The following is a 16335-nucleotide window of genomic DNA, read 5'->3' on the forward strand; positions in this document are numbered from 1 at the left end:
GCGGAACATGGCGTTGGGCAGCAATTCCACCACCTGGCCGCGCATTTCCAGAAGTTCTTCTTTAGCCAAACAATGCCTCGTGAGTATGCGGGCCGCGCCGCGTGACGCGCGCCCTTAGCGGATGGGGAACGAAAAGGGAAGCTGCGCTGCCGGGTGGTAGTGGGTCAGTTTGAAATTGGTTCGATATGAACAAGACGTCGCGATATCGATTGCCATGTTGGTTCAGATAGGCGACCTCTCCCATCGGGGAGAGGGGTATGAACGGTTTAAACGTATCAGGCGAGGTTGTAACCGCCGGTACGGCGCTCGCGGGCCTCATACTGATTTATATCGGCAGCCTAGTTACCGTTTATGGCGGCTATGGAGCCACAGAGCAAAAATCGGTGAAGCTGCGCTTTCTTGCGCGAGCGTGGATCGTCTTTGTGGGATTCATTCTGGCGCTTCTGTCGGCGGCGCTGGCCGTTTTGGGCAAGTGGCTCAACAGCCCATGCACAGGCGACGTTTCCGTTTGGGTTCTCCTCGCTGCATTCGCTTGGGCCGTTTTCGCGACCGTTCAGGCGATAAGGGAGATAGCCTGATGGGATTGACACTAGAGGCTGAACAGCGGCTCGAAGCGGCTGGCGTGATTGCGCACTACGCGGAAAATGAGGCTGCTTGGCTCGCTGCGATCAAGGAAACCAAAAAGTACGTCGAAGGGAACTTTCCTGCCGGGGCGAAGATTCGTAAGGACGATATCGCGAAGGCTCTCGTCACCATCATCGAGGTGAACGAGAGCTATCAGGATTACCGCAACGTGAAGAAATTGCGGGCGAAATTTTGGAATACTCTTTTTGCTGATCTGGTCGTTGACCGGACGTGGGACCAGTTGGAAGCGGAGAATGAAGATGGCGAAGACGGAGCAGAACCTTAAGGCTTCCGAAGACTTCATTCGGAGCGTACTGGCCAAACATTTCAAGCAGAACGTGGACGCGGAAAGTCTGCGCAGCGCAGCCGAAAAGCTATGCGGGGCGTTGCCGGATCGGGTTCGCGAAGCCGCCTAGGCATCGGAGCGCTTCTTATACGAACCGCGCGGCTTGGGGGCCTCCTCTGCGTCCGCGAGCAGCTGTGCGATGTCACTGATCTCCCAAAGGCGATCAGTGACGCCAGCCGCCATAGCAGGGGTGACGCGTAGCGTCTTATGGATGCGGACGAAGTTGTAATACATCATGTGCAGCGCGACCGCGTGAGCGTGGTTCTCGACCTTCTTTGAGAACGCATTGGTCAGGCGGGTGAAGCGGCGCATATGCATCCGCATGGTCAGGTTCTGGCGTTCGACGTAGCTGGTCGAGACGTCCGCAGCGTCAGGGTTGCCGGTGACGCGGACCTTCTTCGCGCCGGTGCATTCCGCAGGGCTGTAGCGGCCCAGCGCGGTGATCGACGGGCCGTACATTTTCACCAACTTCGCGTAGTCAATGTCATCGCCGAACGCGCCTTCAACTGCCTCCAAATAGGCGCGGTGACCGTCGCTGGTCAGCTGCACGCGGTTGGCAAGACGACCGCGCAGATCGTCCATGAACCACATGGCGCACTCACCATCACGACCGCCGATGAAATAGGAGAGGATCATCTTGCTGTCAGCGTCGAGGGCGGTCCACGTCCACGTATCGGCGCCTTCCGGTGCCGCCTTGGCGGTCGCGACGTTCTTCTGCTTGCTGTAGGTGAAGCTCCAGATTTCATCGACCTGAACACGCTTGGCCTCCACATCGCGCACGTTCGCGTCGTGATAGGCGGCGCACGCCTTGCCAGCATCGATCAGCAGCTTTGCCACCGTGTTCTTACTCGCGCCGGTCAGACGCGTGATCGCGCGAATGCTTATTCCCTCGCAAAGCAGGTGAAGGATTTTCGCGCGGTCGTCGTTCGAGAGCTTGTTCATGCATTCTCTATCTGACCCTTTTCACACCCAAGTCAAGCATAGAGGTCAGTTTGACGTTAGTAGTCAATTTACCCTTGCGCGCCAGATTCCCGGCGTGGTAAGGCGCTCGCGATGAGGATCGTGTTTGCCGATGATGACCTGGCGCTGATCGAGACGGATGACTTGGGGGCAACCCGGCTTCCCGTCGCCGCGATCAAGTCCGCTCGTCGTAAGCTGACGCTCCTGAGGGCGGCAATAGACGACCGTTCACTGCGGAATTGGAAGAGCCTGCACTACGAAAAACAAAAGGGGGATCGTGAGAGCCAGCGGTCAATTCGATTGAACGATCAGTATCGAATGGTTTTCGAGTTGGATGAGGAAACCGAGCCGCAGACTGTCACGATATTGAAGATTGAGGATTATCACTGATGGCCAAGGCCTCACCATTGCCGGTTGAGCATCCCGGCGCTTTCATCGCGGATGAACTTGAGGCCCGAGGGTGGCTTCAAGCCGATCTGGCGTACATTCTCGGCATCGATGTCAGCCAGCTCAACAGGCTGATTAAGGGAACGACGGACATCACCACGGACTCTGCCGTGGCACTTGGCGATGCGTTCGACATGCCCGCGGAATTTTTCCTGAACCTCCAGAAGCTATATGATCTGGCCAAGGCTCGCAAAGCGGACCCCGGTGTCCGAACACGCGCTTCGTGGCTTTCGAAATTTCCTGTTCGAGAGATGATCAAGCGCGGTTGGATTGAAGATGCGGAGCCCGCATTGCTGGACCTCCAGATGATGCGGTTTTTCGGCAAGGACCGGATCGAGGACATCCCGTTTGTTGGCGATGCTCCGCTCTTGGCGCACGCCGCGAAAAAGACGGATACCGGCGATTATTCTGGCACGACCGAAATTCAGTACGTTTGGCTGAACCGTGTGCGTAAAATCGCCGAGCAGATGGAGTGCCCTCTATATTCGGAGCAGGCCCTGCGTGACAGCCTACCATCCATCCGCGAGCACATGTTGCTCAAAGAGGATTTGATTCACATCCCATCGATCCTGAAAAAATGCGGCGTTCGGTTCGTGCTAGTCGATTTTCTGCCGGGTTCGAAGATCGATGGGGTTTGCCTTTGGCTCGATGGCCAACCCGTCGTTGGGATGACCCTTAGGTTGGATCGGCTCGACAACTTCTGTTTTGTATTGAGGCACGAAATCGAACACGTCTTGAATGGCGACGGGAAAGACGTTTCGTTCGCTCCGGTGGATAGCGATACGGGCACGGATACCGAAATCGACTGCGAAAAAATGGCGAACGATGCGGCGGCGGAATTTTGCATTCCTCGACATCTTATGGACTCGTTCATCGCCCGAAAAAGTCCCTTCATATCACGCGAAGATGTCGTGAAATTCGCCGCGCGGCTGGAAGTGCATCCGGCAATCGTCGTGGGGCAAATACAGCACCGGACCAAGAAATGGGGATGGCTCAAGGAACATCAGGTCGGTGTGCGTGAGCACTTGATGGATTGGGAATTTAAGGACGGTTGGGGATTCCACGCCCCTACCGGCCTTTAGGAGGCACTAATGGCGGACTATAACGAACAGGTTGATCGGCTTTGGGATGAGTGGGCCGAGCATACCGGTCAGGATTCCGGCGACCCTGACGAATTTATCGATTGGGCATTGAACAGCCGCAAGCTGGCCGTACGCCCTCAAGACGTCCGGAAACTGCTGCGCGAACAAGTGACGCGAGCGCTTCGGCAGTCAAAGCGTTGGGACGAAGCGGGGGGCTTCACGTATCGCGCCAAACAGTCGGTCACCTTGCTTGTGGATGGCGTGGCGACCAAGCACTACTTCGATACCGACAAGGGCGGGACGCCCGCCAAAAGGCAGAAGTCGGTAAGGCAGCGCCGCGAGGCAATCGCTCATGATGTTTACCGCGCACATTGCGATGTGGAACGAATGAACAGTAATTTCCCCGACGAGCCGGAACTTAACTTTTTCCCGGATTTCGCGGAAGATATTTTGGAGCATCGCGCTGCCGAACAGGCGGAACCGAAAGAGGGGAAAGGCGGGCGCTAGTCGCTCTTTTTCCACCGGGCAGAAGCCGCGATACTGGCAATTTCGGCTCGCTGTGCCGGTGTGAGGGCTTTGGCCCGCGCAGGACCGCCGACAGTCCCAGCCTTCGACGCGCGTTGGACGGTGGCGCTGACTTCGCCCTCTTCGACTTCGCCCGTCGCGATATCGGTAATCAGCTTCGCCAGCTGGTTCGGATCGCGGGGGCGTTTGGGTGTCTTAGACATCGATCTCGTCCGACACCTTGTGGAAATGAAGCTGGGCAGCGATCACGTTTCCGCGCAACCTCTCCACCACAATTGGCCCTTCGCCGAAGGCGACGGCCGGTTGAAGTGCGTCCTTGGCTTCCTTCAGCCGGTCTAGGGCGTCAGCCCATTCTGGAAATTTGGGGTGATCCTCGATAGCCATGCCAGCTATATGGCATGCCAAGGCGGCATCTTCATCCCTGATTTTCAAACTGATCCACTATCTGCCGGGTCGTGCCCGCAACGACCTTCGTGATATGGCGATCGGGCAACAGCGCGGCAAGAGCGGCCGGATGACGCAAATCTCCTAGGCAAGGTTCTGACCGCGTGGCATTTTTACCGCTTCGTCATTCGCCGGGGGTTCTCGTCATGCGTCGTCTTTGCGTTTCGCTTGCCGCTGTCGCCGTCTGTTTCGCCCTGCCGCTGCCCGCCGGCGCCAGCGGCGATTTCGAATGTTCGCCGTCGTGGCGGTTGCGGCATGCCAATCTCTCCGGGTGCGACGACATGGCGCTGCTCGGGCCGGGCAACGACACGCGGACCAATCTGACGATGTTGTTGTTCGACCGGCGCGGCTCGCTGCCCCGGCCGGGGAAAGGGACTCCGCCGCCGCCGCTCGGCGCATTGTTCGATTGGCGGACCTTCTCGGGCTGGCTCGTCATCCGCCCCGAAAACGCCGACAGCGAGTATAGTTCGGGCGAGGGCTCGCGTTGCCTCAGCAAGAGCAGCGGCGCCGATGCGTTCGAGGCGGCGGTCAATGCCGCCAGGCTGCCGGGCGGGGAGGGCGCGGCGCTGATCGCGGCGCGGCGCCAGATCAACCCCGATTGCGCCAAGCCTAGCGACGGCACGGCGGTGACTGCAGTCGAGGGGCAAGTGAAATCGCCCGTCGGCAAGGCGTTCGCCGGTTATCTGGCCGGCGCGCTGGCGTTCTACGACGGCGACTTCGACACTGCGGCCTCGCGCTTCTCCGGGCTGGGCGGCGCGCGAGATCCCTGGCTGCGCGAGACCGCGCGCTACATGACGGCGCGGGTCGAGGTGAACCGCCTCCAGGTCGGCATGTTCGACGAATATGGCATCCCCAGGGACTTCAAGAACGTCCATCAGAATGTCGTGGATGCCGCCGATGCCGGCTTGCGCGCCTATCTCAAGGATTATCCCAAGGGACTTTATGCGGAGTCCGCGCGCGGTTTGCTGCGGCGGGTCTATTGGTTCGGCAGCCGGCGCGGCCCGCTCGCCGCGCAATATGTCGCCTTGTTCGCGCAGCCGGCGGCGGCGCGCGCGCTGAACGATGTCGATCTCGCCGAGGAGATGGACACCAAACTGCTGCCTGACCTGACGATCGGGGACACCACCGACCCGACCTTGCTCGCGGTCATCGACCTCAAGATGATGCGGACGGCCGACAGCGAGGTCAGCGCGGGATGCTGCGGTACGCCGATCACGCTCGACCAGATCACCGGTCAGCGCGCGGCGTTCGCCGGCAACATGCCGCTGTTCGACTATCTGGTCGCCGCGCAGCAATTCTACGTCGGCAAGAAGCCCGCCGAAGTGCTCCGGCTGATCCCCGATGCCGCGCGCCAATCGAGCTTCAGCGAAGTGCAGTTCAGCCGCCAGATGTTGCGCGGCATGGCGCTCGACGCGGTCGGCGACCGCAACGCGCGCGGCTTCTGGCTGGAGATGCTGCCCGGCACCAAGGCGGTCGAGGCACAGCATTCGGCGATCGAACTCGCGATCGCCTATCATGACGAGCGGACCGGTGGGCTCGCACGCGTGTTCGCGGCGGATTCGCCGGTCGACGATCCGACGATGCGCGGCATGCTGTTGATGTACGTCGCCGACGCCGGGCTGCTGCGCAAACAGGCGACGGGCGCCAAGGCGGCGCAGGAGCGCCAACTCGCGCTGTTCACCTTGCTCTACAAGGAATTGAGCCGCGGGGTCTATCGCGACTTCACGACCGACCTGGCGCTGGTGCCGGCGAATGCGCCGACCGACGGCAGTATCTACTCCTTGCAGACCCCCGATCCATTGCCGTTCGGATTGTTCACCAAGCCGACCCAATTGGGCGAATTCGGCTGCCCGGCGCTGAAGCGCACGGTGGCCGATCTCGTCGCGGCGCCGGGCGACGCGCATGGCCGGCTGTGCCTCGCCGACTTTTTCTTCGCCAACGGGTTCGACGGCTACACGCTCGATGCTTCGCCGGCCAAGGAGGATCTGGGCGGGACCAGGAGCCTGTTCCCCGGCGGCAATTATTCGCGGCTGGAAGTCTACAAGTCGATCATCGCCGATCCCAGGGTAGCCGCCGACGACAAGGCCTATGCCTTGTATCGCGCGATCAATTGCTATGCCCCGTCGGGCAACAATTCGTGCGGCGGAACCGATGTCGACAAATCGGTGCGCAAGGCGTGGTTCCAGCGGTTGAAGGGCGATTATGCCAAGTCGCGCTGGGCGACGAACTTGCGCTATTATTGGTAGGCGGTGATCCGCGCTGCGATCGGTCTCGGCGCGCTGGCGCTCGCCGCACTCCCCGTGCCGGTCGCGCGCGAACGGGCGGGCACGCCGACCTACGACGCCGTCTGGCTTTGGGCGGGCGTGAAGGCGCAGCCCGCGCTGGCGTCGGCGAAGCGGCTCTATCTGCTGCAGGGACAAGTCGAGGCGACCGATCCGGTTCGCTATGCGGCGCAGCGTGCGGCGGTGCCGCGGCTGGGTGGGCGCGAGGTGTGGATGGTGGTGCGGGTCGAGACGCTCGACTGGCCGCCGGCGGTGTATGACCAACTCCTCGCCGCGCTCGGGCGCTGGCGCGCGGCGGGCAATCGGGTCGTGGGGGTGCAGATCGATTTCGACGCGCGGACGCGGCATCTCGAGGAATATGCGCGCTTCCTGCGCGGCCTGCGCGCGCGCTTGCCGCGCGATTGCCGGCTGGGGATCACCGGGTTGCTCGACTGGAGCGCGAATGGCGATCCCCAGGGGCTCGACGCGCTGGCTGGCGTGGTCGATGAGGCGGTGCTGCAAATCTATCAGGGGCGGCACGTCATTCCGGGTTATCGGGCGTACCTGAGCAAGCTCGATCGGCTTAAGCTGCCGTTCCGGATCGGGTTGCTGCAGGGCGGGGAGTGGCAGCCGGCGCCGGGATTGGAGGCCAATCCCTACTTCCGAGGATATGTGACGTTCCTGGTCAATCCGGCTTAGGGACCAGGCATCGCTTTTCCGGCAAAAAAATACCCTCCCCGACGGAGGCCGGGGCCCAGTCGCAACGCATGTTCGACGGCGGGTACTATCTCGAATTCACCGAAGCTGGGGCCCGGCCTTCGCCGGGGTGGTCCGATTCTGACGGCGACACATGAGATGTTGAAAGCTGCCTAAGAAGCGGTGCACACCCGCCCAGCCGCGCCCTTCTTCAGCAATGCCGCCCGGTTGGCGCGCAGATCGGCGCCGCTGCGCGCCTGCGGCTCCGGGCCATCGGCGAGCCCGCGCCATAAGGCGGCGTTGAAGCGTGGCGTGTCGAGTCTGTCCTCGGTGCGGAAATCCTGGCCCTTCATCGCTTCCGCCCACCATCCCGCATCGCGCGGCGGACAGGCGTTGGCGGCGACCGCTTTGCCGACGAAGCGATCGGCCGGGATCGGCAGCTTGGTCGCGCGCAGCACGTCGGCGGCACGGGCGCGGAAGCTCCAGTCCTTCTGGCCGAGGTCGAACACATCGGCCATCGGCGTCGCCAGCGCGTCGTTGAGCCCGAGCGGCGGCAGGCCCAATACCGCCTCGATCGTCCTCAGCATGCTGACCGTGGTGTAGCGCGTCGAGACCAGGGCGTGGTGCTTGACGTATGGCCCGACGATGAAGGCGATGCTGCGTCGCGCGTCGACATGGTCGCCGCCATTCTGCGCATCGTCCTCGATCACGAAGACCAGGGTCGAATCCTTGAACTGGCTGTTGGCGATGCGCTCGATGACCGAGCCGACTGCGAAGTCGTTGTCGGCCATCTCGGCCTCGACCGTGTTCACCCCGTCGATCGCGTCCTTGAAATCGCCGAAATGGTCATGGCTGAGGCGCAACAGCGTGAGCGCGGGCATGGTGCCGGCCTTGTCCTGTTGGTCGAATTCGCGCCGCCATTCGAGCATGCGCCAATAATCGGGCAGTTTTTGGTCGAAGCCGCGGAAATAGGGATCGCTTCGGCTCGCGAGCTCGCGGTCGCCCGCGCTCCAGATCACGTGCTTGTCCTTGAACGGCTCGCGCAGCACCGGGACGAAGCCGGGCGATCCGGCGTCGTAAACCGAGGCGTCGGAGAAACCGTAATTGCGTACGGTCAACCCGGCGCGGATCGCCGCATTCCACAGATAACCCTGGCCCGGCAGCTTGTCGTCATCGGCATCGGGCGCGGTCAGCAGGCCGGGGCCCGCCAGCATGTCGGGATCGTCGGGGAAGCGCGGATCGCTCTGGCGTCGCTCGGCGAGTGTCCGGCTGGTGGCGACGTTGCGCTCCGAGTCCTCGGATTCGTACGCAAGACCGCGCGCCGCGTAATTCACCGGTGCCGTCTTCTCGAGCAAGTCGACCGAGCGCGCGGCCGTGGTCCAGCTCCAACCGGTGCTCGATTGCTCGCCCGAATCGTAGAAATTGTCGAGCGTGACGAAATCGCGCGCCATCGCGTGATGGTTGGGGCTCAGTCCCTCGCCCAGGATCGCCAGGCTGGGGTCACCGTTGCCGACTTCCAGATCGCCGAGCACCTGATCGTAGGTGCGGTTTTCCTTCACGATGAAGACGACGTGCTTGATGCGCTTGGCGATCTCCGCCATCCGCGCATCCGCGGCCCGGCGCTGCGCCGCGTTCTGCAATCCGATATTGTCGGCGACCTGCAAGGTCGTCTTCGCCAGCGCCCGCCCGCCGGGCATCGCGAATTGCAGCAGGCCGGCTTTCTCGAGCTGGAAGATGTACTGGTTGGCGGCGCCGCACGCGGTCGGCTGCGCCTTGGCGACGGCGAGCTTGGGCGCGCACCCCTTCGGATTGGGACCGGGCGGGCTCTTGCGGTTGACGACGAACACGCGCGCCCCGTCGGCGCTGGTCGCGACCGCGCTCGGGTACCAGCCGGTCGGGACCACGCCCACCACTTCGGCATCGGTCGCGCGCGGCGTGACCATCGCCACCGCGTTGACGCCGCCATACGTGACCAACAGGGTCCCATTCGGCGTCAGCGCGAGCCCGTTGGGATTGAAGCCCTTGCCGAGCGGGCCCGCCGACAGGCTGTCCGGCAACCCCAAGCGCGGTTCGCCGGCCAGCGCGTCGCGCGCGGTATCGACCATCGCCAATCGGTCGTCATTGTCCTCGGTCGCGTAGAGCCGGTGCGTCTTGCGATCGAGCAGCAGTGCGGTCGGTTCGCCGATGGTGGCGATGCGCTTGGCGACGCGGACCGTCGATCCCGCGACATCGAGCGCGACGATCTGGCGGTCGCGCGGTGCCGAGACATAGGCGCGGCCATTGTCGTGCCAGGTGATGGCGAACGGAAATTCGCCGCCAGGCTGGCCGGCCGCGGCCGGATCGATCTTGCCCGGACGCAGATCCTGTTCGGCGACGATGCCGCGCGTCACCAGATCGATCAATGTCACCGAGTCATTGTAGTAATTGGCGACGAGCAGCCGTTTTCCGTCGGGACTGATCGCGACGCCGGCGGCTTGGGGCGCCACGTCGACGCCAAGGCCGTGCTTGTGACCCAACTTGATCGGGCTTCCCAAGGCGGCGAAGCCAGCGGCGCCGCGGCGAAACAGGTGGACGACGTCGTCGACACCGCCGCCGACCGCGAAGCCGCGCCCGTCCGGCGTCCAGGCGATACCCGAATAGGCATTGGGCACGGTCAGCGTCTGCTCGAGCCGCGCGTCGCCGCGGTCGATCCGATAGACGAAGACATATTGGCCCGATTGCGCGGGCACGAGCTTGCCGTCGGGCGCGTTGAAGCGATTGAAGCCACTGGTCAGAACCAGCATCTCGCGCCGGTCGGGGCTGACCGCGATCGCCGCGGCGCCGTCGGCGACATAATCGGGATAGGGGCCGGTGCGCGTCACCAATGGGCGGAACACCGCGCCCGGCGCGGCGAGCGGGGTAAGGGCCTGGCCGGTCGGCAATTGCTGCGCGATCGCCACGCCGCCGATCGCGGTGGCGGCCATCGCGACGATCACATGCTTGCGCATCCCCAGTCTCCCCTGTTGCGGGAGGGCGGATAAGGCGCGCGCTTTACGCTTCGATGACGCGTCCTATTCGGCCTCGCCGGCGTCTTCTCCGTCATCTGCGCCGGTATGGAAATAGGCTTCGACCGGGCCGGACAATTTTATCGTCAGCGGGTTGCCATGGCGGTCGACCTTCTTGCCCAAAGCGACGCGGACCCAGCCTTCCGAGATCGAATATTCCTCGACATCGGTACGCTCGCTACCCTTGAATCGAATGCCGACGCCGCGCTCCAGCGCTCCCTGGTCGAAAAACGGGCTGCGAGGGTTGCTCGAAAGGTGATCGGGAGGCGTATCGGTCATGGCGCGCGCTATTGCCGCGACATCGCCCAAAAAGCAAACGGCGCGGGAAAGCAGAGGCTTCCCGCGCCGTTCCGCTCAGTTCTGCGGCTGCTCAATAGCAGACGCGGACCCGGACGCTGCGGCCGTAATAGGGGTCGTAGCGACGCTCGATGCGACAGCTGCGATAGTCGCGATAGCGATAGGCGTAATAGCCGTCGGTCGGATAATAGCCGCGCTGACGATAATAATAATCGTCGTAATTGTAGCGATAGCCGTGGTCGCGATACCAACGGTCGCGATAATAGCGGTCGTTGTCCGACGAGGATGCGATCGCCGCACCCAGTGCCAGGCCGACGATGCCGCCGGCGATCGCCGCGCCGGTGTCGTCGTCGTGATGCCAGCGGCGATAACGCTGCGCGTCCGCCGGGGCCGCGACAGCCAGCGTGGTGGCGGCGAGCGTGGTGCCCAGCACCGCCTTGGTCAGGAACTTGTTCATGTGAACCTCCATCTACAAGCAACTCGGTTCCGCCACACTAAACGCAGACTGTCCGAGCCTGTTGCATCCATGTAGGCGAGTCGGGCTGAATGTGTCCTGAGGCGGATATTCACTTGGGATTTAGGTAGGGAGATGACGGATGGCGTATTGGTTCCTGCGGTCGGAGCCCGAAGTCTATGGCTGGGATCATCTGGTCCGCGACGGCGGCACCGAATGGGACGGCATCCGCAACTACACGGCGCGCAATTTCCTCAAGGACATGGCGGTCGGCGACCAGGCGATCCTCTATCATTCCAACACCGAAAAGGCCTGCGCCGGGATCATGGAGATCACCCGGACCTGGAAACCCGACGGCGAGAAAGGCGACTGGGCCTCGGTCGCCGTCAAGCCGGTCCGGCCGTTGAAACATCACGTCACGCTGGCCGAGATGAAGGCCGAACCGCGCCTGTCGAAGATCGAGGTGCTGCGCCAGTCGCGCCTCTCGGTGACGCCGGTGCGTGACGACGAATGGGCGGTGCTGATGGAGATGGGGGATGTTGCAGCCTGAATGGACTGGCGGCTTTACCCAAGACCAATTGGATGATGCGCAAGCGCGCTACCGTCTGACGTTCCCGCCGGATCTGGTCGCCGCTCTGCGGGAGCGGCGGTTGGTCGGCGGCTATGACTGGTCGACCGAAAACCAGGCCATCCGCGGGATGTTGGCGTGGCCGTTCGACATGCTGTCGGCCGAAATCGACCATGGCTATTGGTGGCCCGATTGGGGCGATCGGCCGAGGGAGATGGCGGCGCGGCGCGACGTGCTGCGCCAAGCGCTGGCCGCGGCGCCCAAGCTCATTCCGCTATTGGGGCACCGCTTTCTGCCCGCGACGCCGATCGAATCCGGTAATCCCGTGCTGTCGATGTATGGCTTCGATACGGTCTATTATGGTGCCGATCTCGCCGATTACTGGCGGCGCGAGTTCGATGGCCCGGCAGCACCGATCGGCACCGTTCGCCACATCCCGTTTTGGTCGGACCTGGCGGAACGCTGGCAGGAACTGGTGCGGATCGACGATTGATACGCCCGCGAAGGGTTCCGTGCCATCATGCGTTAAGCTTGCGAGGATCAGGCTGGGCACGTGCTGATGCGGTTCACGAGTGCCGCGCGGGAAACCGCGGCGGATGGCGGCGACGATGCGTTGATGACGCGGATCGCCGGGCGCGATGCCGTGGCGTTCGGGCGGGTGGTCGATGCGCATGCCGCGCTGCTCCACCGCGTCGCCTATCGCATGCTCGGCGATGCGGCGGAGGCGGAGGATGTCGCGCAGGAAGCATTGCTCAGGCTCTGGGCGTCGGCCGAGCGCTGGCGGCCGGGACAAGCGGGGATCGCGGCCTGGCTGACGCGGGTCGCGGTCAACCAATGCCTCGATCGGCTCCGGCGGCGGCGCTTCGCCAGCGACGAGGAACCGCCGGAACGCGCCGACGACGCGGGCGGCGCGGACGCGTTGGTCGAGGAGGAACAATGGCGCCGCGTCGCACTGGCGGCGCTGGGCGATCTCAGCGAGCGGCATCGCGCCGCGATCGTGCTGACCTATTACGAGGAGCTACCCAATTCGATGGCCGCCGACGCGCTGGACATGAACCTCAAAGCGTTCGAGTCGCTGTTGCTCCGCGCGCGATCGGCGATGCGCGCGGCGCTGGCGGCGCGCGGCCTGACCTCGCTGACGGGAGAGGTCGCGTCATGACGGCGAACGGAATGGATTTCACTCCGGCGGAACGCGCCGCGCTCGACCGCGTGACGGTGCCGGCGATGCGCGACGGCTTCGCGGCCGACCTGGTCGCGACCGCGGTATCGGGCCTGCGCGTGCCGCCGCGGCGCGGCGCGCGCGGCGGCTGGCGTGCGCATGGCAAGGTGTTGATCGGCGCGGGCGCCTTGCTGCTGGCGAGTGCGACGGCGGCGGCCACCGGCTGGTTCGGCAAGTTGCCGATCGCGATCCCGGGCATCACGCGGATCGCCGCGGCGCCACCAGTCGGCAAACCGAAACATGTCGTTCGCACGGCCAGGCCCAAGCCTGCGATCCCGGCGGTTGAATCCCTCGCGGCGCTGCCCGAAGCGTTGCCGACGCTCGCGCCCCCGCCGGCTCCCGGTTTATGGCGCGCGCAACGCCAGGCACGGATCGCCGCCGGCCTGCCCGCGCGACGACCGCTGGTGCGCCGCGCATTGCTGGCCAAGTTCCGCACGATGCCGTCCGCCCAGCGCCAGGCGGCGGTGGTCGAATGGCGGCGGATCAAGGCGTTGCCGCCACCCGAGCGCAAGGCGGCGATCGCCCGGCTGAAGGCCGATTTCCTGGCGACGCATCCGCGCGTCGCGGTCCGGGTGGAGCAGCGGCTGGAGGCCAGATCGGCACTGGCCGCCTCGGGCGGCGATCCGCCCAAATTGGGCATGACGACACGGCTCGAGGGCGGGGCGATGCCGCCGGGCTTCGCGTTGGCCGGCCCGCTGACGCCGCAGGAGCGGTTCGAGCGCCGCCAGTTGTGGCGCGAGCGGCACGCGCGGCGCCGTGCGACGCAATCGCAATCGGATCAGCCGCTCCCCGGCGAAGGGCGGGGCGGCCCCATTCGTTAGCGCCTTGGACGGAGCTGTCCTTCCTCCAATTTCGGCAGCTCCGTCGTCCCTTGCTCAGGCGTCGTCAGGCCCGCGCAACGTCACGGCGATGTCGGACAAGGGGGCTCCGGTCTCGGCGTCGACCACCAGGGGAGTGACCACGCGCCCGGTGCCGGCCTCGACCAATTCACTCATGGCGCCTTCGCCGAAATGCTTGCGCGCCCAGCCGCCCAGCGCCTGGAGTATGGGCAGATAATCGCGGCCGGCCTCGGTCAGGACGTAGGCGTCGCGCGGCGGGCGCTCGCTGTAGCGCCGACGTTCGAGCATCCCGGCCTCGACCAGCGTCGCCAGCCGCCGCGTCAGGATGTTGGGCGCGATCCCCAGGCTCTTCTGGAAGTCGTCGAACCGCGTGAGGCCGAGTCCGGCGTCGCGCAGGATCAACATGCTCCACGCATCGCCTGCCCGGGCGAGGCCGCGACCGACCGGACAGATGCCGGCGGATAATTTCTCGGTGTCCATTGCAAAATGATAGTCACGTTCCTATCAAAATGCAAGTCGCTCGACTTGGTGCCGGGCGCGAAGGAGATTTTCGATGACCCAAGCTCTCAATCAGACCGCCCTGATCACCGGCGCCTCGACCGGGATCGGCGCGATCTATGCCGACCGGCTCGCCCGTCGCGGCTACGACCTGGTCCTCGTCGCCCGCGACCAGGAGCGGCTGGCCGCGCTCGCAGAGCGGCTGCGCGGCGAAACCGGTCGCACGATCGAGGTGGTGCGCGCCGACCTGACCGATCCGGCAGACCTCGCTCGCGTCGGCGCATTGTTCGCCGGCGATTCCGCGATCTCCTTACTGGTCAACAACGCCGGGCTGTCGATGACCGGCGATCTCATCTCGGTCGATTCGGCCGAGGCGGAGCGGCTGATCGCGCTCAACATCACCGCGCCGACCGTATTGGCGGGCGCCGCGGGCAAGGCGTTCGTCGCGCGCGGCGAAGGCGCGATCGTCAACATCGCCTCGGTGCTGGCGCTGCTGCCGGAGATGTTCGACGGTGTCTATTCTGGCTCCAAGGCCTATCTGTTGAACCTCAGCCAGAGCCTGGCCGCGCATTACGGCGCCAAGGGCCTGTACGTGCAGGCAGTGCTGCCGGGCGCGACGCGCACCGAGATCTGGGCGCGATCGGGCAAGGATATCGACATGTTCCCGGCCGATTGGGTGATGGACGCGGGCGACCTCGTCGATGCCGCTCTCGCCGGGTTCGATCGCCGCGAGACGATCACCATCCCGCCGCTGGCCGATGCCGACCTGCCGCATTGGCAGGACATGCAGACCGCGCGGGCCGCGCTCGACGGCAAGCTCAGCCGCCGTGACGTCGCCGATCGCTATCGCGAGCCGGCGCTGGCGTGACAATCTTCGCCTCGGTCGCGCCGCCGGACCTGCCGGGGCTTCCCGACGGCGCGCCAGGCGTTACAGGGCGCATCATCGGGCAATGGAGAGATGATGATGCGGTTCGCGATGTCGGCAATTCTGGCACTGGCGCTTGCTTCCTCCGGCGGCGCGTCGCTGGCCGCCCCGCCCAAGGCGGCCGCAGCGGCCGAATTGCCCGTCGTCCGCGTCCGGCTCACCACCTCGGCGGGTATCATCACGCTGGCGATCGACGTGCGGCACGCCCCCAAGACCGGCGCCAATTTCCTGGCCTATGTCGATGATGGTCGGCTCGACGGCACGCGTTTCTATCGCGCGGCGCGGCGCAAGGGCGCGTCCAAGCTCGGCTTCGTCCAGGGCGGGATCGACACCGATGCGCGGCGCGGGCTCGAACCGGTGCCGCTCGAACCGACCAGCAAGACCGGGCTGCACCATGTCGATGGCGCGATCTCGATGGCGCGCTACGACAATCCAAATTCGGGGACGGCCAACTTCTCGCTGATGGTCGGCGCCAGTCCCAATATGGACGCGCGGCCGGGATCGCCCGGCTATGCCGTGTTCGGCCGCGTGGTCGGCGGCATGGACGTCGTGAAGAAGATCCTGGCGATGCCGACCTATCCGGGCGGCGAGGGCGCGATGAAGGGACAGATGCTGATGAAGCCGGTGACCATCATTCGTGCGCAACGGCTCGACGGCAGGCCCAGGCCGACCGGCCGGCCGCAGGTGTGGAAGCTGTTCGAGGGCCGCTGAGCCCTCGCGCGAGAAATGCGACCGGGCCCCGCGGGATTTCGTGTCCCGCTCTGGGCAGGTCATGCAATTGCGCCGGTCGCGTCCCGCCCGTGCGGGATCAGTCGCTCAGAACCAGTCGGGCGATCCTCGGCCCCGCCTGGTGATCGATGAGGAATTGCGCGTTGATCTGGCGCAGCGCCTGGTTGGTGATGCTGTCGTAGGTCGTGTTGAACTCGTGTCCCGAATAGGGGAACAGGATCTGGCGGACGTCCAGCCCGGCGGCATTGGCCTTGCGCGTGAAATTCGTCGTCGCCCCGGGCGGCAGAATCGCGTCCTGCGACCCGCCGAGGATGAGCGTCGGCGGGTTGGTGGCGAACCGCAGGCGACGGAGATCGATCGCCGCGTAGCGATCCGGA

Annotated in this window: 21 protein-coding genes and 1 pseudogene; 13 read left to right on the top strand and 9 right to left on the bottom strand. The window is 64.6% G+C overall.

Annotation, left to right across the window (positions count from 1 at the left end; all coding sequences use genetic code 11):
• A pseudogene (locus ACTHJR_RS06190) lies at window positions 1-69 on the bottom strand (translation initiation factor IF-1); the annotation flags it as partial.
• A gap of 188 nt (window positions 70-257) precedes the next feature.
• Here ACTHJR_RS06190 and ACTHJR_RS06195 point away from each other — a divergent pair.
• Both ACTHJR_RS06195 and ACTHJR_RS06200 read left to right on the top strand, forming a co-directional pair.
• On the top strand, window positions 258-578 hold the full coding sequence (locus ACTHJR_RS06195) for a hypothetical protein (protein ID WP_440522252.1): 321 nt from the start codon (window positions 258-260) through the stop codon (window positions 576-578).
• The gene (locus tag ACTHJR_RS06200; RefSeq protein WP_440522253.1) at window positions 578-910 is read left to right on the top strand and encodes a hypothetical protein; all 333 of its coding nucleotides are present in this window, start codon (window positions 578-580) and stop codon (window positions 908-910) included. Before ACTHJR_RS06195 ends, ACTHJR_RS06200 begins: the two co-directional genes overlap by 1 nt.
• Before the next feature lie 126 nt (window positions 911-1036).
• Here ACTHJR_RS06200 and ACTHJR_RS06205 read toward each other — a convergent pair whose 3' ends face one another.
• A complete protein-coding gene (locus tag ACTHJR_RS06205; protein WP_440522254.1) occupies window positions 1037-1912 on the bottom strand; it encodes an IS1 family transposase in 876 nt (291 codons plus the stop codon).
• 111 nt (window positions 1913-2023) lie between these two features.
• Here ACTHJR_RS06205 and ACTHJR_RS06210 point away from each other — a divergent pair, with 111 nt between their 5' ends.
• From ACTHJR_RS06210 to ACTHJR_RS06220, 3 genes are read left to right on the top strand one after another with little or no spacing between them, the layout of a single operon-like run.
• Window positions 2024-2320 carry a type II toxin-antitoxin system RelE/ParE family toxin gene (locus tag ACTHJR_RS06210; protein WP_440522255.1) on the top strand — a complete coding sequence of 99 codons (297 nt, stop codon included), beginning with the start codon at window positions 2024-2026 and terminating at the stop codon, window positions 2318-2320.
• A complete protein-coding gene (locus ACTHJR_RS06215; RefSeq protein WP_440522256.1) occupies window positions 2320-3459 on the top strand; it encodes a HigA family addiction module antitoxin in 1140 nt (379 codons plus the stop codon). The genes ACTHJR_RS06210 and ACTHJR_RS06215 overlap by 1 nt, the downstream gene beginning before the upstream one ends.
• Before the next feature lie 9 nt (window positions 3460-3468).
• A complete protein-coding gene (locus ACTHJR_RS06220; protein WP_440522257.1) occupies window positions 3469-3966 on the top strand; it encodes a hypothetical protein in 498 nt (165 codons plus the stop codon).
• Here ACTHJR_RS06220 and ACTHJR_RS06225 read toward each other — a convergent pair.
• Window positions 3963-4187, bottom strand: a complete 225-nt coding sequence (locus ACTHJR_RS06225; RefSeq protein ID WP_440522258.1) for a hypothetical protein — start codon at window positions 4185-4187, stop codon at window positions 3963-3965. The two genes, ACTHJR_RS06220 and ACTHJR_RS06225, sit on opposite strands and share 4 nt — an antisense overlap.
• Window positions 4180-4368, bottom strand: coding sequence for a hypothetical protein (locus ACTHJR_RS06230; protein WP_440522259.1), 189 nt, complete (start codon window positions 4366-4368; stop codon window positions 4180-4182). Before ACTHJR_RS06230 ends, ACTHJR_RS06225 begins: the two co-directional genes overlap by 8 nt.
• A 206-nt stretch (window positions 4369-4574) precedes the next feature.
• On the opposite strand from ACTHJR_RS06230, the gene ACTHJR_RS06235 reads away from it, so the two are divergent.
• A complete protein-coding gene (locus ACTHJR_RS06235; RefSeq protein WP_440522260.1) occupies window positions 4575-6674 on the top strand; it encodes a hypothetical protein in 2100 nt (699 codons plus the stop codon).
• 3 nt (window positions 6675-6677) lie between these two features.
• Window positions 6678-7388, top strand: a complete 711-nt coding sequence (locus ACTHJR_RS06240) for a DUF3142 domain-containing protein (RefSeq protein WP_440522261.1) — start codon at window positions 6678-6680, stop codon at window positions 7386-7388.
• A gap of 170 nt (window positions 7389-7558) precedes the next feature.
• Here the strand turns inward: ACTHJR_RS06240 and ACTHJR_RS06245 are convergent, their stop codons facing one another.
• From ACTHJR_RS06245 to ACTHJR_RS06255, 3 genes are all read right to left on the bottom strand, one after another.
• A complete protein-coding gene (locus tag ACTHJR_RS06245) occupies window positions 7559-10372 on the bottom strand; it encodes a bifunctional YncE family protein/alkaline phosphatase family protein (protein ID WP_440522262.1) in 2814 nt (937 codons plus the stop codon).
• A gap of 63 nt (window positions 10373-10435) precedes the next feature.
• Window positions 10436-10708, bottom strand: a complete 273-nt coding sequence (locus ACTHJR_RS06250; protein ID WP_440522263.1) for a DUF3297 family protein — start codon at window positions 10706-10708, stop codon at window positions 10436-10438.
• A gap of 91 nt (window positions 10709-10799) precedes the next feature.
• Window positions 10800-11183 (bottom strand): hypothetical protein, encoded by a 384-nt coding sequence (locus ACTHJR_RS06255; RefSeq protein ID WP_440522264.1) that lies wholly within the window; start codon window positions 11181-11183, stop codon window positions 10800-10802.
• A gap of 139 nt (window positions 11184-11322) precedes the next feature.
• On the opposite strand from ACTHJR_RS06255, the gene ACTHJR_RS06260 reads away from it, so the two are divergent.
• From ACTHJR_RS06260 to ACTHJR_RS06275, 4 genes are all read left to right on the top strand, one after another.
• Entirely contained in the window at window positions 11323-11730 is a 408-nt protein-coding gene (locus ACTHJR_RS06260; RefSeq protein ID WP_440522265.1) for an EVE domain-containing protein, read from the top strand.
• The gene (locus ACTHJR_RS06265; protein WP_440522266.1) at window positions 11717-12241 is read left to right on the top strand and encodes a hypothetical protein; all 525 of its coding nucleotides are present in this window, start codon (window positions 11717-11719) and stop codon (window positions 12239-12241) included. Before ACTHJR_RS06260 ends, ACTHJR_RS06265 begins: the two co-directional genes overlap by 14 nt.
• Before the next feature lie 66 nt (window positions 12242-12307).
• Entirely contained in the window at window positions 12308-12907 is a 600-nt protein-coding gene (locus ACTHJR_RS06270) for a sigma-70 family RNA polymerase sigma factor (RefSeq protein WP_440522267.1), read from the top strand.
• Window positions 12904-13788, top strand: coding sequence for a hypothetical protein (locus ACTHJR_RS06275; RefSeq protein ID WP_440522268.1), 885 nt, complete (start codon window positions 12904-12906; stop codon window positions 13786-13788). The genes ACTHJR_RS06270 and ACTHJR_RS06275 overlap by 4 nt, the downstream gene beginning before the upstream one ends.
• Before the next feature lie 54 nt (window positions 13789-13842).
• Here the strand turns inward: ACTHJR_RS06275 and ACTHJR_RS06280 are convergent, their stop codons facing one another.
• Entirely contained in the window at window positions 13843-14286 is a 444-nt protein-coding gene (locus tag ACTHJR_RS06280) for a winged helix-turn-helix transcriptional regulator (protein WP_440522269.1), read from the bottom strand.
• 73 nt (window positions 14287-14359) lie between these two features.
• On the opposite strand from ACTHJR_RS06280, the gene ACTHJR_RS06285 reads away from it, so the two are divergent.
• Both ACTHJR_RS06285 and ACTHJR_RS06290 read left to right on the top strand, forming a co-directional pair.
• Window positions 14360-15172: an SDR family NAD(P)-dependent oxidoreductase gene (locus ACTHJR_RS06285; RefSeq protein WP_440522270.1), complete on the top strand. Its 813-nt coding sequence runs from the start codon at window positions 14360-14362 to the stop codon at window positions 15170-15172.
• A gap of 96 nt (window positions 15173-15268) precedes the next feature.
• Window positions 15269-15940 carry a peptidylprolyl isomerase gene (locus ACTHJR_RS06290; RefSeq protein ID WP_440522272.1) on the top strand — a complete coding sequence of 224 codons (672 nt, stop codon included), beginning with the start codon at window positions 15269-15271 and terminating at the stop codon, window positions 15938-15940.
• A gap of 97 nt (window positions 15941-16037) precedes the next feature.
• Here the strand turns inward: ACTHJR_RS06290 and ACTHJR_RS06295 are convergent.
• The coding region (locus ACTHJR_RS06295; RefSeq protein WP_440522271.1) for a hypothetical protein at window positions 16038-16335 on the bottom strand (298 nt) is incomplete at its 5' end.

It is taken from the genome of Sphingomonas sp. (assembly GCF_051962185.1).
Lineage (GTDB): Bacteria > Pseudomonadota > Alphaproteobacteria > Sphingomonadales > Sphingomonadaceae > Sphingomonas.

Bases quoted from the DNA above. Each gene is read 5' to 3' on its own strand.
- ACTHJR_RS06250 (WP_440522263.1), bottom strand. From the start codon at position 10,708: ATGACCGATACGCCTCCCGATCACCTTTCGAGCAACCCTCGCAGCCCG.
- ACTHJR_RS06215 (WP_440522256.1), top strand. From the start codon at position 2,320: ATGGCCAAGGCCTCACCATTGCCGGTTGAGCATCCCGGCGCTTTCATC.
- ACTHJR_RS06255 (WP_440522264.1), bottom strand. From the start codon at position 11,183: ATGAACAAGTTCCTGACCAAGGCGGTGCTGGGCACCACGCTCGCCGCC.
- ACTHJR_RS06285 (WP_440522270.1), top strand. From the start codon at position 14,360: ATGACCCAAGCTCTCAATCAGACCGCCCTGATCACCGGCGCCTCGACC.
- ACTHJR_RS06205 (WP_440522254.1), bottom strand. From the start codon at position 1,912: ATGAACAAGCTCTCGAACGACGACCGCGCGAAAATCCTTCACCTGCTT.
- ACTHJR_RS06235 (WP_440522260.1), top strand. From the start codon at position 4,575: ATGCGTCGTCTTTGCGTTTCGCTTGCCGCTGTCGCCGTCTGTTTCGCC.
- ACTHJR_RS06245 (WP_440522262.1), bottom strand. From the start codon at position 10,372: ATGCGCAAGCATGTGATCGTCGCGATGGCCGCCACCGCGATCGGCGGC.
- ACTHJR_RS06260 (WP_440522265.1), top strand. From the start codon at position 11,323: ATGGCGTATTGGTTCCTGCGGTCGGAGCCCGAAGTCTATGGCTGGGAT.
- ACTHJR_RS06275 (WP_440522268.1), top strand. From the start codon at position 12,904: ATGACGGCGAACGGAATGGATTTCACTCCGGCGGAACGCGCCGCGCTC.
- ACTHJR_RS06270 (WP_440522267.1), top strand. From the start codon at position 12,308: ATGCGGTTCACGAGTGCCGCGCGGGAAACCGCGGCGGATGGCGGCGAC.
- ACTHJR_RS06195 (WP_440522252.1), top strand. From the start codon at position 258: ATGAACGGTTTAAACGTATCAGGCGAGGTTGTAACCGCCGGTACGGCG.
- ACTHJR_RS06210 (WP_440522255.1), top strand. From the start codon at position 2,024: ATGAGGATCGTGTTTGCCGATGATGACCTGGCGCTGATCGAGACGGAT.
- ACTHJR_RS06280 (WP_440522269.1), bottom strand. From the start codon at position 14,286: ATGGACACCGAGAAATTATCCGCCGGCATCTGTCCGGTCGGTCGCGGC.
- ACTHJR_RS06200 (WP_440522253.1), top strand. From the start codon at position 578: ATGGGATTGACACTAGAGGCTGAACAGCGGCTCGAAGCGGCTGGCGTG.
- ACTHJR_RS06220 (WP_440522257.1), top strand. From the start codon at position 3,469: ATGGCGGACTATAACGAACAGGTTGATCGGCTTTGGGATGAGTGGGCC.
- ACTHJR_RS06265 (WP_440522266.1), top strand. From the start codon at position 11,717: ATGTTGCAGCCTGAATGGACTGGCGGCTTTACCCAAGACCAATTGGAT.
- ACTHJR_RS06290 (WP_440522272.1), top strand. From the start codon at position 15,269: ATGCGGTTCGCGATGTCGGCAATTCTGGCACTGGCGCTTGCTTCCTCC.
- ACTHJR_RS06230 (WP_440522259.1), bottom strand. From the start codon at position 4,368: ATGGCTATCGAGGATCACCCCAAATTTCCAGAATGGGCTGACGCCCTA.
- ACTHJR_RS06225 (WP_440522258.1), bottom strand. From the start codon at position 4,187: ATGTCTAAGACACCCAAACGCCCCCGCGATCCGAACCAGCTGGCGAAG.